The following is a 17,120-nucleotide window of genomic DNA, read 5'->3' as shown; positions in this document are numbered from 1 at the left end:
TCAGTCTCCTTCCACCCGCAGAACCGATACGACGCGTTCAACCACGCCGCTCGATGCGAGCTTTTCAACGGTTTCGCTGAGATCTTTTTCTCGTGCGCTGTGTGTGCCGATCACCAGACGCGCACTGCCGGGCGTCTGGCCTTCGGGGTCAATTACTGTCTGCTCAACGGTCGCGAGCGAGACGTTTCCATCGGCAAGAATGCCGGCGACGGTTGCGAGCACACCCGGGCGGTCATCCACCTCGAGGGTCACTTGATATCGCGTAACCACGCGGCCAATTTCGACCACGGGAAGGTTTGCGAGCGTCGATTCTCCGACGCCAACACCGCCTGCGACGTGACGACGTGCAGCTGAAACGACATCGCCGAGAACAGCGGATGCGGTTTGCACACCGCCCGCTCCTGCCCCATAGAACATGAGGTTTCCTGCGGCTTCGGCTTCAACGAATACCGCGTTGTTCGCGCCGTGCACGCTTGCAAGCGGGTGAGCGCGCGGTACGAGAGCCGGATACACCCGCACCGAGATGGCTTCCCCGGACTCTTCGCTACCTTCCTGACCCACCAGACGCTCACACACAGCGAGCAGTTTCAAGACGAAACCTGCCTTGCGGGCGGACTCGATCATCGATGCGTCGATGTGGGTGATGCCCTCACGGTGAACTGCATCGAGCGGAACTGTCGTGTGGAAGGCGAGGCTCGCGAGGATCGCAGCCTTCTGCGCAGCGTCGTATCCCTCGATGTCAGCAGTCGGGTCAGCCTCGGCGTACCCAAGGCGCTGCGCATCGGCGAGCACATCGGCGAATTCGGCGCCCTCGGTGTCCATGCGATCAAGAATGTAGTTGGTCGTGCCGTTGACGATTCCCATGATGCGCTGCACCCGGTCGCCAGCCAGAGAGTCACGCAATGGGCGAATGATCGGAATCGCACCCGCTGCCGCGGCCTCGTAGTAGACCTGAGCTCCAACCTGGTCGGCGGCTTCGAAGATTTCGGTACCGTGCGTGGCCAGCAGCGCCTTGTTGGCTGTGACAACGTCCGCTCCAGCGCCGATCGCCTGCAGCAGGTAGGTGCGCGCAGGCTCAATTCCGCCCATGAGCTCGATGACGATGTCGGCGCCCATGATGAGAGTTTCGGCATCCGTCGTGTACAGCTCGCGTGGCAGATCGGTCTCTCGAGGTGCATCGAGATCGCGCACTGCAATCCCGGCAAGTTCAAGACCAGCGCCCGCACGATCAGCAAGTTCATCGCCGTGCTTGATGAGAAGAGCAGCAACTTGGGAGCCCACGGACCCGGCACCCAACAAGGCAACTCGGAGGCGGCGGTAATCGATCATGCGTTCCTTCCGTTCGGTGCCACGACGCCGACGTCGCGGGCGAGGAGATCATCAATGGTCTCACCACGGACTATCACCCGAGAGCGACCATCGCGGACGGCAACAACGGCGGGTCGAGTGACGTAGTTGTAGTTACTCGCAAGAGAAAAGCAGTACGCGCCTGTCGCAGGAACGGCCAGCACATCCCCCGGAGCGATGTCGCCCGGCAAATATTCGGAGTCCACGACGATATCGCCCGACTCACAGTGCTTGCCGACTACGCGCACAACTGTCGAGTCGGCGTCGCTCGTGCGCGAGGCAATTCGAGCGCTGTAGTTCGCTTCGTAGAGAGCGGTGCGCGCGTTATCGCTCATGCCGCCGTCGACGCTGACGTAGGTGCGGGTGTTCCCGCCGTCGAGTTGCACAGGCTTGATGGTGCCCACTTCGTAGAGGGTGACGCCTGCTTGCCCGACCACGGAACGGCCCGGTTCAAACGCGAGATTGGGCATCGGGATGCCGCGGCTTGTGCACTGTTCGGCAACGGCGTCGACGATGCCTCGCGCGAGATCTTCGATCGGAGTGGGGTCATCCGCCGTCGTGTACGCGATTCCGAAGCCACCGCCGAGGTTCATCACCGGAACGTCTCCCCCGGCGAGCAGCTCCCCATGAGTGGCCACAAGACGAGCTGCCGACTCGGCAAAACCAGTAGTGCCGAAGATCTGAGAGCCAATATGGCAATGCAAACCAATGAAATTGAGCTCTGCAACCTCGCGGATGCGCGCGACAACCGCGGGAGCATCACTCAGCGGAAAGCCAAACTTCTGGTCTTCGTGCGCCGTTGCCAAAAAGCTGTGGGTTTCGGCGTGTACTCCGCTCACGACACGCACCAGCACCGATTGTGTGGCGCCGGTACCCGAAACGATGGAGATAAGCCGTTCAAGTTCATCGCGACTGTCAATCACGATAGAACCGAGACCCGCGTGGACAGCCTGCGTGAGTTCAGTGACGCTCTTGTTGTTTCCGTGAAATCCGATGCGCGCAGGATCTGCACCTGCTGCCTGCGCAACAGCGAGCTCGCCGCCGGTGCAGACGTCGACCGCTAGGCCCTCTTCGGTGACCCAACGAACCACTTCGGTCGACAAGAAAGCTTTGCCCGCGTAATAGACGCGAGCAAAGACGCCATATGCGGCCGCGGCATCTTCGAATGCTGCTCGGGTGCGACGCGCGTGCATGCGCACTTCGTCTTCGTCGAGAACGTAGAGTGGTGTGCCGTACTCGCGCTGTAGCGCTGTGGTCGAGACCCCGGCGATAGCCAGGATGCCGTCATCATCACGCGTTGCAGATGCTGGCCACACCAGCGGCGATAAGTCATTCGCATCCGCGGGCTTCGCGAGCCACGACGGCACAAAAGCGGAGTCAGGCGACGCGGACACAGGGAAAACCAATCGGTGGGAGCGGCTGCGCGGCGACACACAAATATGCGGGCTCGGGCCCTGCGGTGCACTCACGCGCGTGACGCCAGTCTAGGGCACGGCGAGGCGCGGCTTAGGCGTGGGCGGCGAGAGCAGCAGGAGTTCCTGTCGCCGCAGGGAGGACCACTCCGTCGATCACGGAGAGGAGGAATTCGCGTGTGACAGGCTTTCGGATCACGAGTACGCGATATGCCGCCATGGCGGGCGCAACCATAGAGACCATCTCTATGTCGATGTCGGGCGCCACTTCGCCACGCTCGATCGCACGACGAATCAGAACACGGTTAGCTTGCGCGCGCGGCTCGACGATGGCGGCATGAACCGCTTCCTGCATTTCCGGCGCGCGGGCGATCATCGAGACGAGGCCTGCCATGACGTGCAGCTTTCGCTCTGCTTCGGCCATCGTCGGCGTCTTGATCATCGCGACCAAGTCCCCGCGAAGAGTACCCGTGTCGGGTAGCGCATTCAGATCGAGATCCTTCGATTTCATGCAGGCGACAGCATCGACGACGAGCTCTGCCTTGGACGGCCAACGCCGATAGAGCGTCGCCTTTCCGGCGCGAGCACGAGCTGCGACCAGATCTACCGTCATCCCGTCGTAGCCGGTCTCAGCTAGCACGTCGAGAGCGGCCTGCAGAATCTCAGGGTCGCGCGTGTGATCGCGCTTTCGTCCGAGCTTCGGGGGGTGCTCTTTGGTCTCTTCGAGGTCGAGCGGCTCCATCGCTGCTGACTCCAATCTGTCTCGATGAAATCCTATTGTATTGAGAACTTTCCAGTTCTGAAACTTGACAGATCCGAAACTATTGAGTTTCGTATATAGTCACTCTCATGACTCAGGATGCCGTGGCCACGCCACCTCCCCTCACCCCCACATCTTCTCGACGATGGTGGACACTCGTCACCGTCGGTATTGCCCAGTTGATGGTTGTGCTCGACGCGACCGTCGTCAACATCGCACTCCCCTCTGCCCAAGCCGATCTCGGATTCTCCGACGGCGACCGGCAGTGGGTCATCACGGCTTACTCGCTCGCGTTCGGGAGCCTTTTGCTCTTCGGTGGCCGCCTTTCCGACCTGATCGGCCGCAAACGTGCATTCATCATCGGCTTGATCGGCTTCGCGGCAGCCTCGGCCCTTGGTGGCGCGGCACCCGACTTCGGAACCCTTGTTGCTGCGCGCGCCCTGCAGGGCGTATTCGGTGCACTCCTCGCACCGACGGCGCTCGCAGTGCTGACAACGACGTTCACGATCCCGCGAGAGCGCGCTCGCGCATTCGGCGTATTCGGCGCAATCGCCGGCGCTGGCGGTGCGCTCGGCCTTCTTCTCGGTGGCGTGCTCACGGAACAGCTCAACTGGCGCTGGAACCTCTACATCAATGTGTTCATTGCCATCGTCGCGATCGTTGGAGCGATGTTGTTCGTGACAAAGATCGAACGCACGGGCGCGCGACCGCGGCTGGACGTTCCCGGAACGATACTTGTCTCCGGGGCACTCTTTTCACTCGTCTACGGCTTCGCGAACGCCGAGACAGAAGGGTGGGAGTCGCCTTGGACGTGGGGACTACTCGCGGCAGCGGGCGTATTGCTCACAGGCTTCGTGTGGTGGCAAAGCCGGGCCAGCCACCCGTTGCTCCCTCTCGTTATCGTGAAAGACCGCAACCGCGCCGCCGCGTACAGCTCGATCCTCATCGCTGGAGCGGGCATGTTCGGCATCTTCTTGTTCGTGACCTACTTCTTGCAGTCATCGCTCGGGTTCAGCCCCATTCAAACTGGGTTGTCGTTCTTACCGATGATTGTGATGCTCGTGCTCGCAGCTCAGCTGTCGACCAACCTGTTCCTCCCACGATTCGGCCCGAAGCTCATGGTGCCCTTCGGCATGGCCATCGGCGTCGTGGGCATGCTGCTGTTGACTCGCCTGACGCTCGACAGTACCTATGCGGCAAATGTGCTGCCCGCTCTGATTCTGCTCGGGCTGGCGATGGGTTCGATCATGCCCGCCTCAATGCAGACGGCAACCCTCGGAGTAGATCGTCACTTCGCCGGTGTCGCCTCAGCGATGGTGAACACGAGCCAGCAAGTGGGTGGATCGATCGGTACAGCACTGCTCAACACGATCGCGGCCACGGCGACAGCCGACTTCATCGCCTCACACGCTGACACCGCTGATCTGGCCGCACGCGGCGCGGTGGCGGGCTACGCCATCGCCTATGGCTGGGGCGCCGGGCTGTTCCTACTTGGCGGAGTGATCGCGGCTATTGTGTTTCGCCGCAAGGGGAACGCCGGACGAAGCGACGACGCAGCATCGAACGACAACCTCACTGCAGAACCTGTCATCGCGGGCTGACTTACGTGTTCCTGGGGCGCCGTGACGACGTCTCAGGAACACGTGCCCGGCCCCTGCATGGCAGCATCCGTTGCGACGCTGGGGTCGATCTCGAATGATGCGACGACGTCGGCACGAACGACGGACACATCCGTCAGAGTGATCGCCGCAGGAATGTACTGAGCAACGCACACACGCCAATCCTGCAGAACCCCGTCGGTGAGCGAACCGAAGCGCGCTTGAAGATCTCCCGCAGTGATCTCAACGCCACCGGGTTGCAGCGAAGAGGGCGTGAGCACGAGTTCGCCATCGGCGGCGCTCGGGGTGAGCGCAACTCCGAGCGCAAAACTCGCACCAAAGAAAGAAAGCTCAGTCGAAATGGTGACGTCGGGATCATCGAGTCCGAGCGATTCCGCGGGAAAGCCGTCGACGGTAGCCATCAGGGCACGAAGCTGATCCTCGCTGAATGTGACTGTTCCTGCTCCGCCGCCGATTGTGCCTTCGCCTCGAATCGGAATATCGAGCAGATCGACGCTGACGTCTCCCGTCGCCGGACCGACCGTCACATCGTCAGAGTCGATGTGCACCGAGGCAAGCGATCCGACGATCAGCTGCGGAAGAATCGTGCCTTCTACTTCGACATTGACCTGTTGGTCCGCCGGTAGCGAGAGCTCGCTGATCACCGTCTGCCTGATCGACTTCGTCACGAGGTCGCGTGCCACAGCTTCGCCCACGAACCAGGCCACCACGATCAATACGATGACGATGCCGACGCCAACCACCCACGGCCACATCCGACGGCGTTGGGGCGCGGCGTCCTCCCAATCGCCCGGAAGCGGAAGCGTGGGCTGCATTTCACCGGTCATGTGGGACTCCCCTGTTACATACGTTCGGGCGCTTTCACGCCGAGAAGGTCAAGCCCGTTTCGAAGCACCTGACCTGTTGCGTCGTTCAGCCACAGGCGAGTGCGGTGCACGTCGGTGACGGCATCGTCACCCAGAGGCGTCACGCGGCAGCTGTCGTACCAGCGGTGGTATAGAGCTGCGAGCTCTTCGAGATATCGGGCAATTCGGTGCGGCTCGCGCGCCTCGGCCGCGAACGCGACAAGGCGGGGAAACTCCTGGAGGGCACCGAGTAGAGCCGACTCGCTCTCGTGGTCGAGCAGCTCAGGTGCGAAAACCGAGCGGTCAACGCCAGCCGAATCTGCGTTCCGAGCCACGTTGTGCGTGCGCGCATGGGCGTACTGCACATAAAAGACCGGGTTGTCGTTCGTGCGCTTTCGCAGCAACTCGGGGTCGAGCGTGAGTGGTGAGTCTGCGGGGTATCGCGCGAGCGAATAGCGCAGCGCGTCGGTACCGAGCCATTCGCGAAGGTCGTCCATCTCGATGATGTTGCCAGCGCGCTTTGACAGCCGTGCTCCGTTGACCGAAACCAACTGACCAATCAGCACTTCAATGTCTTTTTCGGGGTCATCACCGGCAGCACCAGCGAGGGCTTTGAGACGGTGGACGTAGCCGTGGTGGTCAGCCCCGAGCAGGTAGATCTTGTGGGCATAGCCACGATCACCCTTGTTGAGGTAATAGGCAGCATCGGCAGCAAAGTAGGTGTACTCGCCATTGGAACGACGAATGACGCGATCTTTGTCATCTCCGAAGTCGGTTGTTCGTACCCACACCGCGCCGTCTTGATCGAAGACGTGCCCCTGGGCACGCAGGCGCTCAACAGCCTCGTCGACAAGACTTGGGCCCGCACCTTCGCCCTTCGCGTGCAGCACGCGCTCGCTGAACCACACGTCGAATTTCACGTTGAAGTTGGCGAGGGATGCCTGCACCTCGCCCAGCTGAAACTCATATGCCAGGTCGCGCGCTGTCGTTATTTGCTCATCGGTCGGCAAATCGAGCAGATCGGGACGCTTCGCATGAACGCGGCGGGCAAGCTCCGCGATGTACGCCCCGCCGTAGCCACCCTCAGGCGTGGGTGCTCCCGTGAGCGCCGCAATGACCGATGCGCCGAACCGATCCATCTGCGCGCCAGCGTCGTTGACGTAGAACTCTCGGACGAGTGTCGCACCCGAAGCCTGCAGCAAACGAGCGATCGCATCACCGAGAGCTGCCCAGCGGGTGTGACCGATATGCAGCGGGCCGGTGGGGTTCGCGCTGACAAACTCGAGGTTGATGCTGTTGCCGTGCTGCGACGAGTTGGTACCGAATGCGGCCCCTGCCTCGACGATCGTGCGTGCAAGTGCACCTGCGGTCGCGGCATCCAATCGAATGTTGATGAAGCCAGGGCCCGCAACCTCAACGCTGCTGATACCCGGGGTATCGGCGAGCGCTGCAGCAATCTCAGCGGCGAATTCGCGCGGGTTGGCACCGAGACTTTTGGCGAGCTTCATTGCGGCGTTCGAAGACCAGTCGCCATGATCGCGGTTCTTCGGGCGATCAAGCACCAGATCGGCGGCAGTCAATTCCGCGGTCGAGCCCTCACGTCGCGCCTCGGCAAGCGGGCGGATGACGGTGAGCAGAGCGGCAGAGAGGGCTTCAGGATCCATAGCCTGACCATCTTACGGTCGGCAGCCGCACACGTCCTGGCTACGAGAGTGGAACAAGTGAGACAAAGTCATCACTCGTTGCCATTTCGGCCGACGTCTCGTCGCCCTCGAGCCGTGCATCTACCCGAAGGTGGTCGAGATTGACTGCGCCGCCGTGAAAGCTCAAGAAGGCACAATCCGCGGCGTCGCGCCCCGTCGCTATGCGCACAAGTGAGCGCCGGTCAGCGAGGCGAGTGGCATCGATCGCGTACCAGCATCCGTCGAGATATGCCTCGGCGACGGCGTGAAAGTCCATGGGTTCGAGGCCCGGCGCGTAGCAGGCGGCGTAGCGCGCGGGCACGTCCATCGCTCGCAACAGGGCGATCACGACGTGCGCATAGTCGCGGCAGACGCCCTGACCGGTCATCAAAGTAGTGACGGCGCTGTCTGTTCCGAGACTCAGTCCGGGAGTGTAGGTGACGCTGGCCGAGACGAAGTCGGTCACCGCGCGGACAAGATCTTCACCAACGAGTCCCTGGAACTGCCGACGCGCTTGCGAGAATACCTCGTCGGACTGGCAGTACCGACTCGGCCGCAGGTACGTGATGGCCTCAAGATCGCTCGTATGCGTACTTGCCGTGTGCCCGTCGATCGTCGCCGCGTAGCGCACCTGTAGTAGCCCAGGCTCAGCAGTAAACCTGTGCAGCCGAGAGCCAGATTTATCGACAATCTCGGTGGGCATGTAGTGACGATCGCCCTGAATAAACGTGAGCTCTTCGCTCACCGCGGGCACCTGCTGTGCTGCCGTGATCGAGAAAATGAGGTCGACTGACGCTCTCACATCGAGGTCAATTTCTGAGGTAACTGCGCGCTGCACCGAGCTATCCTCGCACGCTCAGAAAGACACGAGATCATATGAGTTTGGGCTCGAAGACCTCTCCTCCCGCAGAGCGACGTACTCTCGTTGTGATGTCTCGAGTAGTGTCCCGCCGAATACCGCGTAATCTCGCCGTTCTGCTCGCCCTTGCGTGCGCAGTTTCTCTTGTCGCCGTTACGGCGCTCTGGCGACCCTGGGCGGGAGAAGCCCCAACGAGCCGGGCCGACGCGGGATCGGCTGGAAGCACCGGCGTCGTTGCTGGACTGGAGCTGCCCGAAAACCCTCGCGTGCTGGTCTTTGGTGACTCCTGGACGTACGGCTCTGCCGCGACATCACCCGACGAGGGGTATGCGTATGTGCTCGCAGACCTCTTGGAGGGCGAGACCATCGTCGATGGCGTTCGCGGGAGCGGATACCTGAAAACCGGGCTGGATGGCGGCACGTTCGTTGAACGCGCACAGGAGCTCGATCCCGCCCTCTCCCCCGACCTCGTGATCGTGCAGGGGTCGATCAACGACCGCAAACTCGGCAGCGATGGCTATGCGGATGCCGTTACGACGGTGTGGGACACGATCGCGTCGATCTATCCAGATGCCACGATCGTCATTTTGGGCCCGGCGCCTCAGGTACTGCCGGTCGAGAAGGCAACCGCACGCATCGATAACGACCTGGCGCAGCTTGCCGCCGAACGCGGATGGCCGTACATCTCACCCGTACAAGAAGCGTGGATCACTCCGGCGAACTACTCGTGGGTCATCGACACGAGTGCGACCGGGCGTGACCACCCCACGACTGCCGGTCACGCCTACCTTGCTGAACGTGTGGCGGAAGCCCTGTCAACCTTCCGCGTCAACGCACCCGCTCAGTAGCTCGGTGGCGTCGCGAACTGCGACGCAAGCCGCAATACGCACTCGACATTTCAGCGCACTTGTGTATTGTTTATCGATATCTGCATACCGAATATCGATAGGTAGCTCATGCATCGGACGACAGTACTATGCCTTAAGACCCTCATCACGATCCTTCTTGGCCTGCTCGTGACGTGCCAGATTTTCGTTGTTCCTGCTGTCGCCGCGCAGTCAGCAGTGCGCTATTCAGATATCGCGTATTTTGAAATCCCCGGCACAATCGTCGGCATCGCGTTCTTGATCTGCGTAGAAGTCGTGCTCATCTGCGTGTGGCGGTTGCTTTCACTAGTTCGCGAAGATGCCATTTTCAGCGAGACGGCGTTTCCCGATGTCGATGTGAGCCTTGGCGCCGTCGTCACAGCGACCGCACTTGTCGTTGTTGCACTCGTGGCACTCAGTCTCACCGGATTCATGACCGCCTCGATCACGCTACTTCTCCTGTTGGGTATCGCCGTCGGCGCAGGGCTCTCACTCTTGATCGTTGTGCTGCGCGGGCTCCTGCGAAAAGCGTCTCAGCTCGAACACGACCTTTCCGAGGTGGTGTAAAAGTGCCTATCGTCATTAATCTCGACGTCGAGCTCGCCAAGAAGAAAATGTCGGTGTCTGACTTCGCGGCAGCAATCGGCATAACTCCAGCCAACGTGTCCGTGCTCAAGAACGGGCATGCCAAAGCAATTCGGTTCACGACACTTGAAGCAATCTGTCGCGTGCTCGACTGCCAACCGGGAGACATCCTGGTGTGGGTGCCGGAAGACGGCAGTGAGTGATGGCAGTGGGAGCCTCCGCGCCAGCCCCGGCGGCTGCATGGGTGGACATCGCACTGCAAAAGCTGCGCGATAACCAGACCTGCCCGGTGTGCGGGGGCGTAAGCGTCTACGAACAACGATGCACTGTCTGCGGATCCGATTTCACGGGAGCTATCGGCGCCGAAATTTGGGATGCCTCGCGCGCCGCGGCAGACCTGCTCTCGAAACGCCAGCGCCTGATTGCTGACGTGCCGATCGCCCCGCAGACTCGCGGACTCGAAGCATCGGTAACTCCGGTAGCTCGGCCAGCTCCGGGACAACCGGATGCGGCGGCGCTCCCTGAACCCGAGGGTGCGAGCGCGACGCTGCAATCTGTGCTCGCCGTCGCTGGGGCAGCGCTCGTCGCAATAGCGGCGATCGTCTTCACGTTCTTTAACGAAGACCTGTCAGACGCTGCCGTTCGCAATCTCATCGTGGGTGCAACTACCGTGCTGTTCGCATTAGGCGCACGGGGGCTCTCTCGGCGGCGACTGCAGTTCTCGGCCGAAGCTGTCGGGGCGCTGGCGATTCTCTTTCTTGCGCTCGATGTTTTCGCCACAGCATCTCTCGCGACACCGCTTACCAGCGAGTGGGTATTCATCGGTGTGAGCACCACATTCGGCGGTGCACTTAGTCTTGCCTTGGCCGTAAAGTTCCGCATCCGGATATGGCTGTGGTCGGCGCTGACAGCGCTCGCTTTCGTGCCCGCAATGCTCGGCGCAGCTCATGATTCCGAGGTTGGATCAACCCTCGGATGGTTGACGACGGCGGCAGCGGCGTTTGCGCTCCTCCAGTGCTTTCCTCGCCTGGTTCGAGCCGCCGGAAACGAATTGCGGCCGGAAGATTTCACGCTGACCACAATTCAGCTACTGGCCATCGCGGCCGCACTCGTCACAGTCACGAACATCGGCACTGGCACTGGCACTGGCACTGCGATGTGGTCCGCCTGCGCGGCAACCTGCGGCGCCATCACTGTGCTCGCGTTGGTGTCGACAGTGCACACGGGGCGCGCCATGTGGGGCTTCATTTCTGGAGTAGCTGGTACCGCGACCATGCCGCTCGCAGCGATTGCGTTCTTCAGCCTTTTTCCTCCTGACTCATTGTTCTGGTACGTGGCGCTTCTGCCGGCGAGCGCCGTCGCAGGAATGCTTCTGCTCACCGCAGGCATTCCACTTCCGCCCACCGCGCAGCGTGGCGTTGTCCTCGCGGGAGCGCTCATTGTCGTGGGGATCGTCTCGGCACCCAGCATGGTGGTGGCGGCGATCATTGGAATATCTGCGCTCTTCGTGCGCGGCGATTCAGCAGGCCTCACCTCCGCCATGGTGACCTCGACCACCCTCGGCCTTGCTTCGCTCGCCGCAGGTTTGTGGGTTCTTCCGGGCATGCAGAAGCGCGTCGCACGTCGCGTGCTCAGCGTCCCGGCGGTCGTGAACATCGGACGGCTGCGCTCAATTGGGCAGTGGACCGCCACGCTGGCTGCACTGACGCTTCTGTGCACTCCCGCCGTTGCAGGAGAACAGCGCATCATCACTGCCCTTGTGCTCGCGTGCGGGGTTGGCATCGCGCTTTCTTCGCGAGCGATCGCGGCAGCCATCTCGTTTGGCGCGCGGCTCCCCGCCTTCGTCGGCGCTCATCTCGCACTCTTGTTGGCCACAGTGTGGTCGTGGAATAGCCAGGTCACGGCGATCAGCGCGGGGGTGGTGGCGATCGTCGCGCTCGCTTTGCTCGGGCGGGCACTTCCCGCAGCGTTCCGATTCATGCATGTCGGCATCGGCTACGCGTACGCACTCGTCGTACTTGCGGCGGCTCTCGAGCTCACCGGCATGGCAACAATTGCCGTCTTCTGCGTGACAACGACCGTTGGTGGCGTGGGAGCAATTGCTGCGACCTTCAGTTCTCGCGTAAAGCCGCGCGCGTGGTACGCGATTCTCATCGTCACCTCGGTGCTTTTCGTGACGGGAGTTGCGCAAGTCTTGTTTGAGCGCAGCGGATGGACAGCACTCTCCACGGGAGTGATCTTCCTCCTCGCGCTCACACTCGTCGCGACCAGGCGTGCTGGTCTCAGCCGCCTCATTCGTGTGGCGGCCGCGGCAGCCCTTGTGCCGTCGCTCGCCGTCGTCGCTGTCTGCCTTGGTGCTCAGCTGCTCGTGACAAGTGGGTCGCCAGTCGTGCTTCCGGTCATTGCAACGATTGTCGCGGTAACCCTGGCACTCACGCAGCAAATACGTGTTGCCATCGAAAAACGTGCCGGCCGCGCCGATGCGAAGTGGGTCGGTCTCGCCATCGAAGGCTCTGCTCTCCTGACCGCAGCACTCACGGTGCTCCTGTCTCTCACTCGCAGTGCGGCGGGCACTTCGACAGCGCTCGTCGTGCTTCTCATCCTCGGCGTCGGAACAGCGATCGCGGCGTATAGCGGTGGTCGAACGTACGCCTGGGCTGTCTCCGGCGCGGCGTTTACCGGAGCGCTGTGGTGTGGTTGGGCGATTGCGAACGTCTTCGCTGTAGAGCCATATCTCATCCCTCCCGCACTCGGCATGGCAACAGTGGGCGCCGTTCTCACCGCTCGAGGGCATTCTTCGAGAGCCCTCTATACGAGCGGGCTCTCTCTCGCGGTAGTACCGATCCTCGGCGTGCTCGCGTTGGGTCAGGATTCAAGCGTCACGCCATGGCGAGCCTATGGACTCGTTGCAACCGCGTGGCTGTTGGCCGCTCTCGCCTCGACCGCAACAAAAATACCGGAACCGTGGCGAGAGAGAATGCACGTACTCCGAGCCCCGACCTTCACTATCGGGATAGTGGCGGGCGCGGCTGGCGCTGTGCAATCGGTGCGATGGGGCCTCGGCGTCGATGTGCCGCCGGCATCCACTGTGCCCTTTATTCTCTTGGCATTCGCGCTTGCTCTTGCAGGCACCGTTCCCGCTGCTCTCTGCGCTCGGGGACTGCGCGCAGGTGCCGCGATCGCTCTTCTACCCGGGCTAAATCGATGGTTGTACGCACCGGCATTCTTGTATGTCGCAGTGGGCACGTGGCCTGCGATACAGCGCGACTGGTTCACGATCTGGTCGATGTGGGCGCTCATGTGCGTATTCCTCACAACGATGGTCGCTGTCGCGTGGCGCGCGCACACGACTGCCCTGCCGCCAGTGTGGTTTCTTTTCGTCCTTTCGTTCACGACCGCAATCGTTGCGTGGAGTCCGCGCGATCTTCGCGTCGAATGGTTCTCGTTGCCGCTCGGGGCTTTTCTGCTCGCCACGGGCGCCCTCGCGCTACGTCGTCGTGTGACAGAGCTTCATCTACCTGCGCGTGTGACGAACTGGCCAAACGGATGGCAGGGGTCGTGGCCGCTTCTCGCTCCCGGTCTCGTCGTACTCTTGAGCGCCTCGGTCGCGGCAACCTACACCGATCCGCTCACCTGGCGGGCGATCCTCGTCATCGTGATTGCGCTCGGATGCATCTTGGTTGGCGCGCGCGCCCGCCTCGCAGCGCCATTCCTGATTGGCATCTTCGTTCTTCCCGTCGAGAATGTGCTCGCGTTTGCTGTTCAGATTGGGCGAGGAATCGACTCGATGCCGTGGTGGATCACACTTGCGATCGTTGGCGCTGTGTTGCTCATCATCGCGGTGAGCTACGAACGGCGGGCGGGAGAAGAAGCCGGCATCGCCGCACGCTTGCGCGACCTCTCGTAGCTGAGGGCACAGCCGCGGCACAGCGATGGTGCCCCGCGGTGGTAATCTCGATCAGTGCGCCTCCGTAGCTCAGGGGATAGAGCGTTGGTTTCCGGTACCAAAGGTCGCAGGTTCGATTCCTGTCGGGGGCACCACTAAATACAAGCAATCGCGAGTCTTCAAGACTCGCGATTTTTTGTTCCATCACGATGGGCTACTTCAAGTGGTGGATGAAACGCCTCGAGTTGTGCCAGATGTTTCAACGACACCACCTGTGCCACCGCTAGATCTTCGGTACGCGTTTGAGAAGATGCCCTCAGCGCAATTAGCTCGAGAAGCGTTGCGCGCCGGACATCGCGGACGCGGGCAGGTTGTCTTTTTCGAGCCCGTGCCCGTCGCTCAGCGCGGCAATCCAGATGTCGGTGGGCTCGACGGCGGCGAAGTTCGAGTTCATCAGCGCCATGAGTGTCGTGTGGACAGTCTTGGCATCGACGTAGCCGGCATCATTACCGATGCTTATGGCACCGGTGGCATCCGAGAGCACCTCGGCAGCGATGCCATGGACTTCCGCTTCGGCGGCGGAGGAGATGATGCAGTTATTGGTCATATACCCGACGAGGGTTACGGTCTCGATCTCATTATTCTTCAGCCACTCGAGCAGGTCGGTACCGGCAAAAACCGAGCCGTACTGCTTTGTGATGGACTTCCAGGCCGGCGTGCGTCGCGTTTCAATCTCCGGGTGGAGCGCGAAACCGGGCAGAGTCGGATTGAAGAAGGGAGCCTCGTCGTCGTCGGCGTGCTGGACGACGACCACGGGGATGTCGTTCGCCTCGGCAGCGTCGATCGCTTCGATGATCTTCGGAAGAGAGTCTGCGGGAGACGGAAACTGGATCTCGAGAGGTCCGCTGAAGTACTCCTGCTGGATGTCTACGAGGACAAGGGCGCGATTAGCTGTGGCCATGATGAACTCCTGAAAAAGGTAGCCGGAAGGCGAAAACACTAGTCTGGGCCGAACGAACAAGGACCGCCAAAGCGGGCCTAGCCTCCGACCCGATCCGAACGCACGAGACGCTCACCCGCCGGGGCAGTCGCAGCGGCTCCCGCTGTAGCACTGGCAATGAATCGGCTCCGGGTCAACGCGGACGACGGGTGCGACGACGCTTCTCACGTTGTCGAACACCATATTTGCCGCTACACCACCCATGCATGCGAGAACAAGAGCCAAGATCAGGGCGACCCAACGCTTCGCAGCCGCAGCGAGCACGACCACGAGAGCAAGGACGCTGCACACGACCACCAGGCCCCAGAAGATCGGGATCTGCTCGTCGACTGGCCTTTCTAAATGAAGGCCCGAACTGATCTCCCTAGCGAAGATGAGCGCGAAGAAGTAGAACAGCACTAAGACGCACACGATGAGGAGAGGCCATACGAACTTCCCCGCCAGCACAGTCCAGGAGCGTGGTCTTCGAGTAGACGCGGAGTCGCCCGAGCCGAGGGGGTCCGGAGTCATAGCGAGATCCTATTTCGAATTGCCACAGTCGGATGCTGGATAGTTAACGAGTGGGAAAACCCCACAAAGCTGACGTTTCGCACAATCCATGCGATACGAGACTCAGTCACCGAGCATTGCGAAGTGCACGTCAACAAATTACGAGGGTTACTGCAGCACGTGCAGCTGACGGCAATCGGATCGGAAGGATACCCAGTTCCGTCAACCGAGTCCCGCTCCAATTTTGTTCTTGTAGCCGCAACCAAGAAGAGATTCAGAGGGTCGAGACGGCGGTCGCGAACACTCCGGTGTCGTAGATGACGCGGTGACCACCGCTCAAGACACGCCGCGTGCCTGCGTCAAGAGGAACAGCAGCCCAACTGATCGGTGCGATGCCCAATTCGACCTGAAGTCCCGACCGCAATCGCATCCTTCTCTCTCGAACGGGACCCCAGTTGATTGCCCGAACCAACCGAGCACCCGGGCGTAGAATCTCGAACCACCCGGAGTTGGCAAGCCGATCCGGCTCGTCGGTCAGGACCATCAGATCGACGTCGCTCGCCATGCGCTCCGCATGGCGAGCGTATGAACCAACCAGCACCACGGCCTGCACATCGTCGCGCTCCGTAGCCCAAGCCCTGACATCGGCGATAACGGCGCGAACAGCCCGCTGTCGCCCTTTCAGTCTCACGGTCACGTGCTCGATTATTGCGCGTTCCCACCCTCGGCCAGCTCAGTTGGGCCTGGCGTGTGCCGTACACGGCTACACGAAGCCGGACCTGAGGTCGCCTGTGAACTGTCTCGTAACCTGAGCGCCTCATATCCCATGGAATATGAGACGTCTCAGGCTTGCCTGTATCCGACGACTGTGAATCAAAGTAATCGGTGACCGCGTTTCGCTAGGCGTAGATGTCACCCTCGCTGCTCCTGCCGATCCCTCAGCTAGCGATCGCGACCTGCTTCAGTACTTGGCGGAGAAGCCACCGTCTGTGTTGAGCAATTGCCCTGACACCCAGCGCCCCTCTTGTGAGAGAAGGAACGAAGTTACCGCGGCGATGTCAGCAGGGGTACCAATCCTGCCGAGAGGGTGATGGGAAACCATGCCATCGCGCAGCTCGGCATCCATCCATCCCGTATCTATCGGCCCAGGGTTTACCACGTTCGCAGAAATTCCCATCGGCCCGAGTTCTCGAGCGGCGGAGATGACAATTCGATCGAGCGCGCCTTTGGACGCGCCGTAAGGCAAATTGCCTGTCGTGTGGTCGCTGGTGAACGCCACAATTGCGCCGCCACTCTCGTCGATCTGCCGCGCGAACGCAGCGATCAACAGAAGCGTTGCCCGAGCATTCACGGCCATGTGTGCATCAAAGCTCGATGCTGTGGTGTCGAGGATGCCTGACTCGACGTCATGAGCGTGGCTCAGCACGAGGCCACCAAGCGGACCATGCTCTGCGCTCACGCGTTCGATGAGCTCCACCGGCCCGTCCGTTGTCGCCAGATCGCACGGATAGTCACCGCCATCGAGGTCGCTGGCCACTACGCTCCATCCGTCGGCAATCAGGCGTGGCACAACGCCTGCTGCGATGCTGTTCGAGCGTGCTGCGCCAGTCACGAGAACAAGGCTCATGACGGCACTCTATCGGCAGATTTGACCCCTCTCTGGCACCGCCCGTAAGACCGGTCGGGTACCCGCGAAGAGTTTGGCGTGCAGGTCGCGGACACGGACCGATTTGTAGCCAACGGCATCCTGATCGGTTAAGGCACAACACG

Annotated in this window: 15 protein-coding genes and 1 tRNA gene; 6 read left to right on the top strand and 10 right to left on the bottom strand. The window is 61.5% G+C overall.

What is annotated here, in order from left to right; genetic code table 11:
• The 3 genes from FHS06_RS07090 to FHS06_RS07080 form a co-directional block, all read right to left on the bottom strand.
• Positions 1 to 1,329 (bottom strand): homoserine dehydrogenase, encoded by a 1,329-nt coding sequence (locus tag FHS06_RS07090; protein ID WP_167047283.1) that lies wholly within the window; start codon positions 1,327 to 1,329, stop codon positions 1 to 3.
• Positions 1,326 to 2,741 (bottom strand): diaminopimelate decarboxylase, encoded by a 1,416-nt coding sequence (gene lysA, locus FHS06_RS07085; protein ID WP_167047280.1) that lies wholly within the window; start codon positions 2,739 to 2,741, stop codon positions 1,326 to 1,328. Before lysA ends, FHS06_RS07090 begins: the two co-directional genes overlap by 4 nt.
• 112 nt (positions 2,742 to 2,853) lie before the next feature.
• Complete coding sequence (locus tag FHS06_RS07080; protein WP_167047277.1) at positions 2,854 to 3,501, bottom strand: TetR/AcrR family transcriptional regulator; 648 nt, start codon at positions 3,499 to 3,501, stop codon at positions 2,854 to 2,856.
• Positions 3,502 to 3,608: 107 nt separating this feature from the next.
• Here FHS06_RS07080 and FHS06_RS07075 point away from each other — a divergent pair, with 107 nt between their 5' ends.
• The gene (locus FHS06_RS07075; protein ID WP_167047275.1) at positions 3,609 to 5,120 is read left to right on the top strand and encodes an MFS transporter; all 1,512 of its coding nucleotides are present in this window, start codon (positions 3,609 to 3,611) and stop codon (positions 5,118 to 5,120) included.
• 32 nt (positions 5,121 to 5,152) lie between these two features.
• Here the strand turns inward: FHS06_RS07075 and FHS06_RS07070 are convergent, their stop codons facing one another.
• From FHS06_RS07070 to FHS06_RS07060, 3 genes are read right to left on the bottom strand one after another with little or no spacing between them, the layout of a single operon-like run.
• Positions 5,153 to 5,965 (bottom strand): LmeA family phospholipid-binding protein, encoded by an 813-nt coding sequence (locus FHS06_RS07070; RefSeq protein WP_167047272.1) that lies wholly within the window; start codon positions 5,963 to 5,965, stop codon positions 5,153 to 5,155.
• A gap of 14 nt (positions 5,966 to 5,979) precedes the next feature.
• Positions 5,980 to 7,647: an arginine--tRNA ligase gene (gene argS, locus FHS06_RS07065; RefSeq protein WP_167047269.1), complete on the bottom strand. Its 1,668-nt coding sequence runs from the start codon at positions 7,645 to 7,647 to the stop codon at positions 5,980 to 5,982.
• Between the two features lie 40 nt (positions 7,648 to 7,687).
• Positions 7,688 to 8,503, bottom strand: coding sequence for a transglutaminase-like domain-containing protein (locus FHS06_RS07060; protein ID WP_167047266.1), 816 nt, complete (start codon positions 8,501 to 8,503; stop codon positions 7,688 to 7,690).
• Between the two features lie 92 nt (positions 8,504 to 8,595).
• On the opposite strand from FHS06_RS07060, the gene FHS06_RS07055 reads away from it, so the two are divergent.
• The 5 genes from FHS06_RS07055 (at position 8,596) to FHS06_RS07035 (ending at position 14,016) form a co-directional block, all read left to right on the top strand.
• The gene (locus tag FHS06_RS07055) at positions 8,596 to 9,372 is read left to right on the top strand and encodes an SGNH/GDSL hydrolase family protein (RefSeq protein ID WP_167047263.1); all 777 of its coding nucleotides are present in this window, start codon (positions 8,596 to 8,598) and stop codon (positions 9,370 to 9,372) included.
• Between the two features lie 108 nt (positions 9,373 to 9,480).
• Positions 9,481 to 9,957: a DUF2975 domain-containing protein gene (locus tag FHS06_RS07050; RefSeq protein WP_167047260.1), complete on the top strand. Its 477-nt coding sequence runs from the start codon at positions 9,481 to 9,483 to the stop codon at positions 9,955 to 9,957.
• Between the two features lie 2 nt (positions 9,958 to 9,959).
• A complete protein-coding gene (locus tag FHS06_RS07045; RefSeq protein ID WP_167047257.1) occupies positions 9,960 to 10,178 on the top strand; it encodes a helix-turn-helix domain-containing protein in 219 nt (72 codons plus the stop codon).
• A gap of 41 nt (positions 10,179 to 10,219) precedes the next feature.
• Positions 10,220 to 13,882, top strand: coding sequence for an SCO7613 C-terminal domain-containing membrane protein (locus FHS06_RS07040; RefSeq protein ID WP_167047254.1), 3,663 nt, complete (start codon positions 10,220 to 10,222; stop codon positions 13,880 to 13,882).
• A 58-nt stretch (positions 13,883 to 13,940) separates the two neighbouring features.
• A tRNA-Arg gene (locus FHS06_RS07035) sits at positions 13,941 to 14,016 on the top strand.
• Positions 14,017 to 14,186: 170 nt separating this feature from the next.
• On the opposite strand, the gene FHS06_RS07030 is transcribed toward FHS06_RS07035, so the two are convergent.
• The 4 genes from FHS06_RS07030 to FHS06_RS07015 all read right to left on the bottom strand — a co-directional run bounded on the left by FHS06_RS07030 (position 14,187) and on the right by FHS06_RS07015 (position 16,977).
• Positions 14,187 to 14,822 (bottom strand): isochorismatase family protein, encoded by a 636-nt coding sequence (locus FHS06_RS07030; RefSeq protein ID WP_167047251.1) that lies wholly within the window; start codon positions 14,820 to 14,822, stop codon positions 14,187 to 14,189.
• A gap of 111 nt (positions 14,823 to 14,933) precedes the next feature.
• Positions 14,934 to 15,371, bottom strand: coding sequence for a hypothetical protein (locus FHS06_RS07025; RefSeq protein WP_167047248.1), 438 nt, complete (start codon positions 15,369 to 15,371; stop codon positions 14,934 to 14,936).
• Positions 15,372 to 15,624: 253 nt separating this feature from the next.
• On the bottom strand, positions 15,625 to 16,047 hold the full coding sequence (locus FHS06_RS07020) for a nucleotidyltransferase domain-containing protein (RefSeq protein ID WP_208387895.1): 423 nt from the start codon (positions 16,045 to 16,047) through the stop codon (positions 15,625 to 15,627).
• 264 nt (positions 16,048 to 16,311) lie between these two features.
• Positions 16,312 to 16,977: an SDR family oxidoreductase gene (locus FHS06_RS07015; RefSeq protein WP_167047245.1), complete on the bottom strand. Its 666-nt coding sequence runs from the start codon at positions 16,975 to 16,977 to the stop codon at positions 16,312 to 16,314.
• Positions 16,978 to 17,120: the final 143 nt, after the last annotated feature.

The organism is Microbacterium halimionae (assembly GCF_011761265.1).
Lineage (GTDB): Bacteria > Actinomycetota > Actinomycetes > Actinomycetales > Microbacteriaceae > Microbacterium > Microbacterium halimionae.
Note: the sequence above shows the minus strand (reverse complement) of the source record. Positions and strands in the feature narration are given on the sequence as shown.

Coding starts and splice junctions, on each gene's coding strand:
- FHS06_RS07030 (WP_167047251.1), bottom strand. CDS start 14,822: ATGGCCACAGCTAATCGCGCCCTTGTCCTCGTAGACATCCAGCAGGAG.
- argS (WP_167047269.1), bottom strand. CDS start 7,647: ATGGATCCTGAAGCCCTCTCTGCCGCTCTGCTCACCGTCATCCGCCCG.
- FHS06_RS07055 (WP_167047263.1), top strand. CDS start 8,596: ATGTCTCGAGTAGTGTCCCGCCGAATACCGCGTAATCTCGCCGTTCTG.
- FHS06_RS07015 (WP_167047245.1), bottom strand. CDS start 16,977: ATGAGCCTTGTTCTCGTGACTGGCGCAGCACGCTCGAACAGCATCGCA.
- FHS06_RS07075 (WP_167047275.1), top strand. CDS start 3,609: ATGACTCAGGATGCCGTGGCCACGCCACCTCCCCTCACCCCCACATCT.
- FHS06_RS07090 (WP_167047283.1), bottom strand. CDS start 1,329: ATGATCGATTACCGCCGCCTCCGAGTTGCCTTGTTGGGTGCCGGGTCC.
- FHS06_RS07080 (WP_167047277.1), bottom strand. CDS start 3,501: ATGGAGCCGCTCGACCTCGAAGAGACCAAAGAGCACCCCCCGAAGCTC.
- FHS06_RS07070 (WP_167047272.1), bottom strand. CDS start 5,965: ATGACCGGTGAAATGCAGCCCACGCTTCCGCTTCCGGGCGATTGGGAG.
- FHS06_RS07050 (WP_167047260.1), top strand. CDS start 9,481: ATGCATCGGACGACAGTACTATGCCTTAAGACCCTCATCACGATCCTT.
- FHS06_RS07025 (WP_167047248.1), bottom strand. CDS start 15,371: ATGACTCCGGACCCCCTCGGCTCGGGCGACTCCGCGTCTACTCGAAGA.